At 52.3% G+C, this 13,075-nt stretch carries 9 protein-coding genes; 7 read left to right on the plus strand and 2 right to left on the minus strand.

All coding sequences use genetic code 11. The features are described 5' to 3' along the window. Window positions 1–17: 17 nt before the first annotated feature. Window positions 18–242, minus strand: a complete 225-nt coding sequence (locus N5098_RS05970) for an acyl-CoA thioester hydrolase/BAAT C-terminal domain-containing protein (RefSeq protein WP_267636811.1) — start codon at window positions 240–242, stop codon at window positions 18–20. A gap of 498 nt (window positions 243–740) precedes the next feature. Here N5098_RS05970 and N5098_RS05975 point away from each other — a divergent pair, with 498 nt between their 5' ends. From N5098_RS05975 to N5098_RS06000, 6 genes are all read left to right on the plus strand, one after another. Next, window positions 741–7,037 (plus strand): hypothetical protein, encoded by a 6,297-nt coding sequence (locus N5098_RS05975; RefSeq protein ID WP_267636812.1) that lies wholly within the window; start codon window positions 741–743, stop codon window positions 7,035–7,037. A 17-nt stretch (window positions 7,038–7,054) separates the two neighbouring features. Beyond that, complete coding sequence (locus N5098_RS05980; RefSeq protein WP_267636813.1) at window positions 7,055–7,537, plus strand: hypothetical protein; 483 nt, start codon at window positions 7,055–7,057, stop codon at window positions 7,535–7,537. 293 nt (window positions 7,538–7,830) lie between these two features. Beyond that, the gene (locus N5098_RS05985) at window positions 7,831–8,619 is read left to right on the plus strand and encodes a hypothetical protein (RefSeq protein WP_267636814.1); all 789 of its coding nucleotides are present in this window, start codon (window positions 7,831–7,833) and stop codon (window positions 8,617–8,619) included. 2 nt (window positions 8,620–8,621) lie between these two features. Continuing rightward, window positions 8,622–9,428, plus strand: coding sequence for an Imm49 family immunity protein (locus tag N5098_RS05990; protein WP_267636815.1), 807 nt, complete (start codon window positions 8,622–8,624; stop codon window positions 9,426–9,428). A 105-nt stretch (window positions 9,429–9,533) separates the two neighbouring features. Then, window positions 9,534–10,715: a hypothetical protein gene (locus tag N5098_RS05995; RefSeq protein ID WP_267636816.1), complete on the plus strand. Its 1,182-nt coding sequence runs from the start codon at window positions 9,534–9,536 to the stop codon at window positions 10,713–10,715. A 43-nt stretch (window positions 10,716–10,758) separates the two neighbouring features. Further along, window positions 10,759–11,421: a hypothetical protein gene (locus tag N5098_RS06000; protein WP_267636817.1), complete on the plus strand. Its 663-nt coding sequence runs from the start codon at window positions 10,759–10,761 to the stop codon at window positions 11,419–11,421. Between the two features lie 63 nt (window positions 11,422–11,484). On the opposite strand, the gene N5098_RS06005 is transcribed toward N5098_RS06000, so the two are convergent. After that, window positions 11,485–12,075, minus strand: a complete 591-nt coding sequence (locus N5098_RS06005; RefSeq protein ID WP_267636818.1) for a hypothetical protein — start codon at window positions 12,073–12,075, stop codon at window positions 11,485–11,487. Here N5098_RS06005 and N5098_RS06010 point away from each other — a divergent pair. Beyond that, entirely contained in the window at window positions 12,044–13,048 is a 1,005-nt protein-coding gene (locus tag N5098_RS06010) for a hypothetical protein (protein WP_267636819.1), read from the plus strand. The two genes, N5098_RS06005 and N5098_RS06010, sit on opposite strands and share 32 nt — an antisense overlap. Window positions 13,049–13,075: the final 27 nt, after the last annotated feature.

The following is a 13,075-nucleotide window of genomic DNA, read 5'->3' on the forward strand; positions in this document are numbered from 1 at the left end:
GATAGCGTTCCGAGTGCCTATGGCCAGTGGTCATCTGAGACAAACGCGTTTCCGGCTAGCGAGCCACCGAATGAGCCAATCCCACTGCTTTCAACTGAGTCCTGCATCGAGTAATACGGTGGATCTATAAGATGGGAAGCCTCCTCGTAGATGAGGTGTTCGAACTCGGGATGGTCGTTTGCACGGAGGCGGTCTTCTGTGACTGATTGGCATATTACCGAACCCGGTGGTGAGTATATCAAGACCGCTACCGAATTTCTTACAGCAGTAGTTCCAACTGTATCTAATCAGAAGGCCGTGGTGGATTTGCGCGCTAAAATAGAACGGAGGCTATGGGCAGTCAACTGTTTCTCGGTCTGATAGTTGCAGCTTGGAGGATAGTATTCGTGCTGTTACACCGGGCAACGTACTTGTTGATAGGATCAGACGGATGGTGTCCTCGGCTGTAATTCTTAGACTGTACGTTGTCTGGTATATATAATACAGCAAGTATTCATGAACTAAAAATGATGATTAATGCCGAATTACATAGCAAAATCCTATATCATAATGTTTTTATCTAGACATGAAATTCAAAAAACAATGAGAGATACACATACGATTACTGTTGTATTGTTTATAATATTACTTGTTAGCTCACCTGTGGCATCAGCATACTCAGTAAGCCAGATGTCACAACAGACGGCACCGACAGTTGAGAACTATCCAGAGAAAACATGCTCGACCAGCAGTCAGTCGATATGGCTTCACCTCTGGACAACGCACTCCAGGCGCCTGCACAGTTGTTACAGTTTGGACAAGCAGCAGCGAATGTTTCGGTAACGACGGCACATATCCATCACGAACGCGCTCTGAGACAGTTACAAGCTGAGCCAGATTCAGACCAGATTCTGCAGGCTCGGGAATTGTTGAACCAGTCGCTAACAGACTATCGAGGGAGCGTCCGAGTGCAGCGACACACGTCAAGCGTTTTCGCAAACGACACCCGTGTGTTGGAGCTTTTGGACAATTCGACTGTCTCCCAGGAAACCTACGAGACCATCTCAGCCAATCTCCTGCTCGGGGACGGGCTGACCGTGTCGACAGCGATTGATGATGCTCAACGTGCGAGAGTCCAGACTGCCGAGCAGCTTCCAACCCAGACCAAACAGCGCGTCGAAACGCTGATTTCGGAGGCACAGTCGGAGTTCCAGGCTGCCAACGAGTCACTTGCAGCGGATGCTCCCAGTACTACGGCTCTCTCCCATTACGAACACGCTTGGCAGTCCGCACAGCGTGCACTCGATCTGCTGGACAGTGCCACTAGCCCGAAAATAGATATCATCGAACAGCGGGTTACGGACAACGGCGAGCACGGAGTACTTCGCGGAGATATTTTTTCCATTCGGCCCTGGGAGCTGTCGAACATCACAGTTGCAGTCAATGGGACAGAACAGACCGTCAGCCTGGACACGCCATCGATCCCAGCCACGGACGCTCATTTTAATCATACGACACAAACAACTGAGCCGGTTTCAGTGACTGTGTCTGCTGTCGATCAGCGTAACCCAGACACACAGCGGTCCTTCGAAAATGTAACCAGCACGGAGGATGGAACACTGACGATTAGTAACGACACCGAGACAGTCGGACTGTCTCTGGAGACGGAACTTCTCGGAACAGAACTCTCGACGACATCGGCGGAAACGGTTACGTTCGACAACCATACGCTTCAGACAATTACCAACGAGAGCGCAACGAACCTCTCCGAGCTGGACTACTGGGAGCGTGCCCACAGCCGCGCGAATAAAAGCGACACCACACACGAACACTGTGGCTGGCTCGGTCAGTGTACATCCTACTATTCCGAGGAATTTACAGTCGATTCTTACTCCGGTGACGTGATCAACGTCACAGTAAACTCTTCAGAGGCGGGCATCGAACTCAGCCTGCTCAGTCCATTTGGCTTTGCCGTTGCTGAGACGACTGCTGAGGCTGGTGAGTCGGCGAGCGTCACCACAAGAGCTAGCCACAATGGGACCTTCACAGTCCAAGTGCATAGCGCTACCTCACAGACGGCCATGAACTACACAGCGTCGGTCCGTCGGACAGAACGGCAGTTCGCGCCTGTTGTCTACTACGACCCGGTTACGATGGCTATTCAGGAGCAGGCGCCAACACAGACCACCGTACACACACCATGGCCTGACGGCACGTCTGACGATCAGATACATGCAAGTACGGAAGACGATCTTAACCGCCCAACTCGTCCTAACAACTACAACTACACGGTTTCGCAACTTGTGCCAGGGACCAGCATCTCGTTTGCGGCAGCCTCGTATACGTGTACGCGTCCGGACCAGACTGCCTACAGTGGAACCACACAGAGCGTGCTCGGAACGCGGCACTACGACATGCCGTGTGCGACGGTGCAAGAGAGTGTCCGCAATCTCCAGATTCAAACGGCCCCACAGAAAGGCGAGAACACGGGCAACGTCGTGATCCTCCAAAATGGGGACCCGGTGCCGACACCTGCTGCAGCCAGTCCCGAACAGCGTAGTCTGCTCGAGATTCTTGGTGAAGAGCGGATTACTCCGGACAACCATCTGAATATTTCTGACCACCAAGGCGTCGTGCTGTTCGAGCTAAGCTCACCAAATGCTGACTACGAAGATGCGTTTGGCTGGCCACAGGAGCCGGATTTCAACGACGCAGTCGTCCTGGTAAATCTTACTGGCAGTGGGGTTCAGGAAACAACCACGACGACGATGGTCGATTGGGATGGTCTCCCGACTGCGTACGAACGCGAGGTCACTGGAACTGCTCCAGACTCACCGAACAGTAATTCGTCTTACACCAGCCCCAATGAGTCGGCAAATGCGTTGTCAGATAGTGAAGAGGATTTCGACAATGATAACGCGACGAATGGCATGGAGTTCTTCTATGGAACGGACCCATTCGATGCCGATACAGATGGTGATGGTCTATCTGACGGGGTCGAAAATCGGTACATCCAGCTGAACGCGACGAATCCTGACACAGACAACGATGGCATAACCGATAGTGACGAGGATTTTGACGGTGATGGGCTCAAAAACGGTGTGGAGGCACAAACAAACGCAAGTCTCGTCGCTTCCGACACCGATCTGGACGGACTCATCGACACTGTTGAAATCCAGACACACGGAACTGATCCTGCCGATAAAGACACTGACGATGACGGACTGATAGATCCAGAAGAACTCGAACTGGGAACGGATCCACTCGACCCCGACACTGACGAAGATGGCATTCTTGACGGTGACGAATCATACACGACAGCGAAAGAAAACGAGACACTTGGTGTCAGCGTCGAAGTGACCGGGCCAGGAAACATCGCAGACAGTGTCGAGATCGAGAACGCAAGCGAGCAGTTCCCCGCACCGACGGTGCAGAACTTGAGTGTCGGTTCGACTGTCGAAATCTCGGTCGACGATTCGCTTAGCGGCGCAAACTTGGCAATGAGATACGACGAGTCACAACTGAATGGCTCGGAGTCGAATCTCGCAGTCTATCGGTACAACGAGACACGTCAGACGTTCGTGCAACTCGATACCCAGGTCAATCCGACAAACAACACGGTGACCGCGACAGGCGGGCCGACAACACAGGTTGCATCGAAAAGCACAGCGAAGGCAAGCAACGCCAATGCAGAGCCAGTGGAAGTTGATGATAGCTCGTCAACGTACATCGTCGCGGACAGGGTTGCTTGGAACGAAGTGATGAGTCGTGAGCTACCCGATGTCGATATCGACGACAGTGAGTACATCGTCGATTCGCCACAGAACGTGAATATTAACGGGTTCGTTGTCCACCGCACGTTCGATGAAAAGACAGGCCGTCCACAGATTTTCATGTATCTCCACAAGGGCAACGAGAAAGTGTTCGGCTCGATGACGTTGGACAATGCAACGATCAACGGCTCGGTCAATATCAACACACAGGGACAAGGAATCGACAACCAAGGAGATAGATATCCCGAGGAAGGGAGCACAGACTCTCCGAACTGTGGAGCTGATGAAGTTTATTTCAAAACACACGAAGTTGACTTCAACCTCAACACGTGTAGTGCTCGCGACGGCTTCTTTACTGCCTACAATGTGAGTGGGGCAAACCCCACTGTTACGTTCAATATCCGGAACTACCAAGGACCGGCAAATAGGCCCATAACGTTGGGCGGTAACGGTCCGAGGCCGATTGTCCAAGGAGTGAAGCTACCGCTGACCAAGGAAAACGCAATCAATGATTCGGACGGTGACGGACTGCCTGACACTATCGAGGAAGGGGGACTGTTCATCGGCCCGACGAAGAATCTGGACAAAACGTTCGTAAAGACAGATCCAAATAACCCCGACACCGACGGTGACGGAGTTTCAGACGGCGAAGAAGTTAAAAAGCGTGGCGATAATGGCGACGGCGAATACTATCTCTTGGCGAGTGACCCAACAGAGAAAGATACTGACGGAGATGGATTGTCGGACAGTGAGGAAATGCAAGAGCGGACAATTCAGTACACGACTAGCCCCTCGACCACCACGGGCTATCTGGATGGCATCAATAGCGACGATCCAGACTTCGAGAAGTTAGAATCCAAGTACTTCACGCGGGGGAATGTCAGGTCGGATCCGATGCTGTTGGACACGGACGGCGACGGACTCTCCGATAGGAAAGAAGGTAAGCTTGGCACAAATCCGAACGCAGCGGACACGACTGGTGACGATATCACTGATACTGTGGCCGTCGAGAACGGAATTAATCCAACGCTGTTCGACATCCAGCCACCGGAGATTGACGTGACCGACTGGGAATGGAAGAAGCCACCGATCCAGCTCAAAGTCGAGTACACTGTCAGCGCTGCCGTTACCGACAAGGCTGGGTTGAATGAATCCACGGTGCTGAAAGACGGCAGCGTCGAAAAAACACACCCGCTGTCGGGCGAGTCGGATCGCATCGAGAGTGAGTTCACCGGTGGGGCCCTCGAAGGAATTGCGGGGCATCTCAAAGGGACCAAAGTCTCTGTCAGGGCTACCGATCAACACGACAATACCGCCAGCAAGGTTGCGATCACCCGCTCGAACTTCTATGGCATGGCCGCCAAGGAACTGGCCAAACAGGGACTTGGAGGAGAACTTGTGGCTAAGTATCTCGGTGTCTTCTCCGGCTTTACCGTCGGCTCTGGCGAGACCTTCAGCACGATTCGGATGTTCCTGGACGATCCGGTCGCCTACATCGAGTCGATGACAAAAATCCTCCAGGCGGTCAAACATCTCGACAAGATTCCAGAGCAGATCGACCAGCAACAGAAGCTGAACAACCCATTTGATGAAGACGACGAGACGACGAAATACCAGATCTATCGGGTCAACTGGTTTCGGGGCTATATCGGCTTTGCTGCCTTCCAGATGACTTCGCCAGGGGGACAGGTTGCCAAGGCACTGAAATCCTCCTCAAAACTCAACTCAGTCGTCAGTAAGGTCGACAGTAGCCGCTTGAGCAAAGCTGTCGAATTCGCACGCAAGGCAAACCTGAAAAAGCAGCGTGCCGTCGCGAAAACCAAGTTCAAAGTCCGCGAGCAGTTGCTCAAAGCGAAGGAGCTGACAAAATCCGGAGCAAATCGGCTGCTCGACGGTGCAAAAACAGCCAGTCAGGTGCTCCGTCGTGGAACGGTCAATAAACAGTTGGATACCCAAACATTGCGGATTATGGCCGACGGCTCTGGCGATGTTGATGAGACATTCCGCCAGGCGGTCTACAGAGCAGCAGATGGTGACACAATTGATTCCTACGACCAAATCGATCAAGCCATTCAAAAAACCGGCAAGTTGGATAGCGCGAAGAAGACGCGTGCCAAACAGTTGGTCATCGAGACTGACGGCGAGGGTCTGAAGCTCATCGGTGAACTTGATGACACGGCGGTAAAGAAACTGACGAGGATTGACGGGTCCGACGCGGATACCTTCCGGCAGTCGCTGGTCCGCCAGTACGCTGAGGGTGCCGTCGACGCAGCCGATATCCAACAGACCATCCAGCAGGTGCGAGAGCTTGACAGCGCCAAGCAACAACGAGCGATGCAGCTAGTCGAAGAGACGCCTGATGCGGGTGGTATCCAACTGCTTGATGAACTGGATACGGACAACCTGGGCTCACTCCTCTCTTCATGTGGAAGCTCGGTGCGAGCGTCTGTGGGCCCCCTACCAGCAGACAGCACCAGCGTGGAACCGACCACGTTGGGCTCGGGCACACGCTGTCCTGGCTTCCAACTGCTGAAAAATGCTGCTGACCCAGACATCGACAACGCCAATCTGAACTCCTTGTTGGCCCAGCTTGACGATGCTCAGACCAAGACGCTTGCAAGAGGGTTGGCTAAGAAAGACAACCCAGGCGAGTTCCTCAACAAGATCGATCCGAAGACGATGAAACAACTCGGGAATGCCGAGACACCTGCAGGCCAGAATGTCTTCGATGTTGCGTACGATATCTCTGCCGATGGATACTCCCAGAGTGCGATCAAACAACTCGCTGACGCGGATCTCACCACGAGACAAACACAGCAGACCCTCTCAAAGCTCAACGCATACAAAGATAATTATAAAACTTCGAATCCAAATGAAATCGCTGAGATCTATGGAGAAGTCGAACTCGAAGCGAAGCTGGGTGACGAATATGAGGTCGTCTCACAAGTCGATGTCGACTATGCTAATACCGAAAGAGATACAGAAATCGACCAGTTGATAATCAAAGACGATACTGTCGTCGGAGCCGGACAACCAAAGAACCCTAAAAGCTCAAATGTCGATAACGCTCTACTAGACGCCAAGAAACAACACAACGAATTCGAGCGTTATCTTCGACAGTACGGAGTAGAAGATCTGTCTCGTCCGGAAGGTAAAGACCCCGAAATAACGCCCGACACCGTCAACAATAATCAGCTATATACACTGGGACCAACAAGTGAATTCGATATCAAGACGCTACAGAAAGACCAGATAAAGATAATTTACCAAGTATTCAGTTCCTGATTCCCAGAAAAGTCATAATGAGCCGTAGATTCAGTATCGTGTATGGTGAAGAAAAATTCACACATGATGAAGTGATAGACCTGTCGTTCGAACGTGATGAATTCATAAACCTAGGTGTCAAAATCAACCCTGGACAGGTCGCTCGGATGGGAAATATTGCCAATCAGTTAGGCGTCGATGGCGACCGTCTGCAGTGGCTGCTTGGCACCACTAAAGATGAAGAACCGAAATCACGTGGACTCGTCGATATCGAGGGTGAAGATCAGGACGAACTACTAGATCTTCTGGTCGAATTAAAATCAGAACTGGAGGACGATCTTGATCTAGGACAGATTGAGGCAGAGTTAGATACGCTCTCTGATTTGCCTCGGGGTGAGCAAATTGAAGCCGTTGGAGAGTATCGATACTACGGCCACAGAATGTATAGCATGAAGATCACGCAACTCATCGACCAGATTGAATTTGCCAAGGAGTATGACTTTCGCCACCGAATTATTTAATTCAAAATCAATATATTCTGTATTTGATCATGGGAGAATTGATATGTGGGGCGCACCAATCTTTGTGGCGGTTGTAAGTGCTTCACTCTCATGCTAAATTTTGAGTAAATCATGGGTCCTGACAGTTTCGGTCAACGATTTCAGCAACCACGAGATGACGGTGGTGGTAATTTCGATCCGAATATAATCCGGACTTCGATGAGAAGGCCTTCGCCAAGCAATTTGACGAACTTGAGGACGCAGAGGACGAAGTCATCGCTGCAATTGCTGATGGGGATATTCCAGTCTCTCAGTTGTCAAATGGCGAAGCCGCCAGTCTGCTCAAAGAATTCAACGAGATGAGAGAGAAGGCGGCAGAGAACGTCTTGCGAGATATCGACGAGGGGACAATCCCTTACGGGACGTTGGACGAGAATTTGGATCTGACACCTCAAGGCACACAGTACGATATCAATGTGGATACGTTTGCGGGCAGTGAGATTCAGTACAAGCGATTCAGCGGGGAGTACACCAAGACAGCAAAGGATATCGACACGAATGTGTGGTATTCCGACAGTCGGCAGCAATTCGTCGACGAGTATATCGACGATCCGGACGATCTCGGCAGTGGTGAAATCGCTGAGAACTTCCAGTACAAATCGCTCTACGAGAAGAAAGGGTACGATCCACTCGACAGCAGTGATGGGTTCTACAAAGAAGAGATGAGTCCCACCCAAGCGGGTATCGACGGACTTGCCAAAGACGGCGACACATTCGTCATCACCGAAGCAAAATACTCTGCCAACAAGAAAGCACTGGGCTACGACCAGCTTAAATCAGACGCGAAGTACGGTAAGATCCAACTGGATGATGATTGGTTGCGAGGGACTCTTGACACAATGAGAGAACAGGATACGATTGGCGAGGAGTTGGCGCAAGACCTAGAAGATGCCATTGAGAGCGGAAAGGTTCGCAAGGAAGTGGTATTCGTCCGTGACACACCAGATAGTGCTGGCCGAACGCTTCGGAATCCGGACAACATCCAGACAGATATTAGTAGACCCGGCATCAGCAATATCGATATCATCCATCTTCCACAGTAACAATGAGAGAGATCACCCTCACAGAAGACGAAAAAGAGCGAGCCAAGAGTTCGGCAGAATATAATGAAAAACAACTCAGGAGGAAATATGACCAGGAATACTTTGAGGAAATTCCTGATGAAAAAGTCCCAACAGTATTATTTGGTAAGGCACTTGACCACGAGTTCCTGGCCAAGTATTCTCTGTTCGAGGGGAAAATCGAACAAGCCAGAGAACACTTCCAACAGTATATCGAGGCATTCGTGCAAAACTGTGAGAAGGTTGTAGTGACAGATGGCGTAGAAGGTGGGATTGTATTAGTACCTCTGAAATTACGAAACGCGCTCTATGCAGCGTTAATACTGGAAGACGAGACTGAGATTGAACGATTGACGACGAAGATTCTCGACCTTCCCCGAGAGGTAGAGTTCCCGTGGGAGGGTGTCGACGAGATGATTGCATTCGACGAAGAAGAATATCATCAGGCAAAGATCATTGCTATGCTCGTTCGTGGTGAAACCGAGGATCTCTCATCACATCTGGATGTGACTAACGAACTCCGCGAGGAGAAAGATGGGTTGGCCGCTCGATATCTGACTGGCATCGATACGTTCGCCAATGGAATTCTCGAAGAAGACGAAGCCACCATCGAAGCGGGAATCACGACGACCCTGAATGCCCATCACAATGACACCCATCAACACGAGAAACGGGACATCGAGGGCCTTATGATGTCTCTGGAAGCGACAGGACATTACAAACTTGCACACCGGCACGGCTTCGACGTTCGTCTCGACAGTCCGTACATTCCCGATTCTGTCCACGAGTAAGGAACGGTCTGTTCTGGGCCGAGACAGTTTGTACTATGCGCCGAACTGCGTGGGCGTCTCTTCACGATCGAGTAAATTCAATATGGGACTGCAAAAATCGGCGCGTTGGATGGGGCGACACAACGCCGGGCGAAGCAGTTCATCGCGGACTCGCCTGATGGGAGTGCTGTCAGGCTCCTTCGCGAGTTCGACCGAGACACCGCCTCGACGTTCTTCTCGCTCGGTTGTTCTGCTGGCCCAAGCAGTTCCTCGACGACCGCGAGTACGACGGCACGCAGTTGTTTCGACGGTGAGGCGTTCCGTGAGGCGGTCAAGCAATCGTTCAAGGGCAATGGGAAGGTGACCTCGGGTGACGCGGCGGACGTTGTGGAGAAGATCGAGCCGCTGAGTGACACCAAGCAGGCACGGGCGGCGGATCTGGTCGACCGTGCCAGCGGGGAAGGTGGTGCCGAGTTCCTCGCAGATGCCAGTAGCACCACGATCAAAGACGTACTCTCATCCACCGTTGACGGTGTTGAGGATACTCTTCAAAAGAAGGTACGGGCCAGTCTGGCACAGTCGTACTCGCGTAATTACTACACGTTGAGCACCGATGATAGTTGGGCAGACAAACTATATAATGTCGACGACTCAACCGAGGTGGCTGGCGAAATTGCCCGAGATATCGACACACTGAATAGTGGTAATGGAATCGACGGTGAGGTAAAAGGACTCGCTCGGACTCTCGCGAGCGATGATGACGGTGGCAGCGGTGCATATCTCGACGACCTCCCCGACCCCGACGCATCTGACAATCCCAACTACGACCCCGCGTCACCCGTCAAGGGTGCCGCTCTCGAACTCCGGACGGCAAGACAGGCAGCCCACGACCTTGACCCTGGTGAGAAAGTTCGGATGAGTGCCGCTCCGGATGTTAACTTCGATCTAGATTCGGACCAGATTGAAGATGTGGACGAAAAGGTCTATGCGGACTCTGAAAACAGTTTGGACGAGGAAGACGTTCTCACCTCAAATCCGGAATTCGACGCTGTCCAAGTAGTTACAGACGAGGACGGCGGTACGCAACTGGCCTATCTCGAGTCTAAAAACACGGGGGGAATTCCGAGTACGCCCAAGGTCCGAGAACAGGCGGCGCGGTTCTTCGCGACCCAGGTGGCAAAGGGCGCGGATATCGAAGACCTAGAAGTGACGTTTGTCACCCGCTCCGAGGAAGTGGCAACGGCACTGAACAAACGGATCGATGGGGATTGGTTCACCGCGAGGGCCAGTTCCACCAGCGACGGGTAGCGCACATAGACAGTATCTTATAGAATGGCTTAGAAATAAAAACATGACACTGGAATCAGTGTTTAGGGTAATTTTTCTTTCAGATTCGGCAGGAAAAAAGACGCTTGATGCACTTGTGTCGGCACTGGACACAGACGAAGAGACGCCGTCGTACAATAGACACAACGAGTATAGCGCCACTGTATTTGGGGAGTCACGCAGGTACGGGTTGGACTGGTTTTCTGGTGACATCTCTAAGATCGCCTACAACGAGGAGATTGTAACACTCGATCTCACGTGCTCGGTGCTGTTTCAAGGCGAGAGTCCAGGTCAGCAGCAATTCGAAGAAACGTTCGATCTCGTGCGCCAATTCTACCAGGGTATCGACGCCCAGTACGTTTTCGGAATGCACAGCGAGCGCATCGAGACGATTGGTCTTCCCGAGAACCGCAACGGTATTCGGTCGCCGATCAGCGACGAGTCACTTGCCCAGAACCGTATCGTTACTCCGACCTGGCTGATGCTCTTTCCACCGGCGATGGTCGAAGAGTACGGCCGGGAATGGCTACTGGACCTGCCAGCTGAACGAATTGAGGAACTCGACGATGGTACGATCATGATCGTTGCCACCACGGACATCTTCGATGCCGACTCGGATTTCGAAATCGCCAACGCCGTCGGTGAGGGTCTGCAACCGCTCGAAGATGCCTTCGCCGAGAAGCACTGACTGTGGAGACACAGCGGACAGTCAGCGAGACACTGCTCGGAGTGGCTTCGAGTAACGCGACCTCTAATTTTTCTCTATCTTGGCTCTGACTGACTGTTCACGTGGAAACAGCCACCCGGGAGTCTGGCGCTGAGTGCGGGCGAGACAGAACTGTTTGGCACGCTCAAACGCGGCACCGACCTGGGCAAGCGTGCTGTCAGGACCAGCGCCAAAGTAGCCAAGACGACCGTCCAGCGGTACCGTATCTCCCGCGGGCTCAAACAACTCGACACGGATCAAATCGACAGAATCGACAGCCTCCCGAAAGCCCAACAACGCAGCATTGCTCGATACCTCGCAGAAGGAGGGGATCCGGCAGTCATCAAGCGAGCGCTGGACTCCAACTGTGCGATTCCCGCTAGATCGAGCGTCAGCCCGACCCAAGCTTGTCCGAGCTTCGATCTGGATTCGCCGATCCGGAAACCCGACGACGAGGCGCTGAAGAACGACATCTTCGAGGCCGTGGGTGATGGCGACATGAGCAAAGAGACCGCGAACAAACTGGCCCGCGGGAATGTCCCCGAGGGGTACCGGCGTGCCGTCGTCGACGCGGCTGGTGAGATCAGGTGACGCAGGGACCGTTGTGCAGAAAATCGATTCGCTGGACGAAACCAAGCAAAAGCGAGCGATGGAGTTAGTCGACCGTGCCAGCGGCGAGGGCGGTGCCCAGTTCCTCGCAGATGCTGCCACCGATACCACCGATACCACGATCGATGACGTGCTTGGGATGACCCTCGATACGAGTGACACACCGTATCCAGACGATCTCGCTGATCAGGTCCGTGTTGGGCTTGTGAAAGAACACTCGCGTGAGCATCTCAAACCAGACAACTGGGCAGGGAAGATCTATCCCGACGCAGATAGTTCGACAGAAGTTGCTGGCAAGATCGCCAAAGAACTCGATGAACTGGAAGATACTGAAGGTGTTGAGGGAATCATGCGGCTCCCTGCGAAGACAAATGGCGCGGGTAGTGGAGCATATCTTATTGATTTACCAGCTCCGGGAGCATCACAGAGCGCCGTTAAAGGAGCCTCGCTTGAGATCCGTGTTGGTTCTGCCACAGCGGAAGGGTTGCTGGATGGAGAGACCCTCAGACTCAGCTACAAGCCAGATGTTGAATTCACAGATATCACAGATGAGGAAATTGATGGAGATCCGCTTGAAGAGATCGCTGAACGAGTCTATAATGACCCAGATAAGAAAGGAAGAGTGAAAAAACATCTTGGTATTGACGGGGATAGTGATGGCAAACAACCTGAATTCGATGTAATCCGAGAGTCATCCGACAGTGACAGAAAGACGGCTTACTGGGAGGCCAAAAATAGCAAAACTCTCCCCCCTAGCGAAATCAGAGATCAAGCAAGTCGCTATCTTGCCTACCGAATACTCAACGGCGATACTGATCTAAGTAATACGGCAATGGTTGTCGTTACTCGAACTGAGACACAGGCAAAAAACCTGAATAAAGCCTTTGATAGTTCGTGGTTCAAGGCTAAGCCAGCCAGCGATATTGATAGTGACCCAATGGCACGGTTCAGTTATCGGTCTTGTGCGCCCCATGTTTTAGCTCACGCTCTCATGGCGTAGCAGCGTTTCCATCGAGTCACTACCGCG

This window comes from Halovenus rubra, from assembly GCF_026586665.1.
GTDB classification, from domain to species: Archaea; Halobacteriota; Halobacteria; order Halobacteriales; family Haloarculaceae; genus Halovenus; species Halovenus rubra.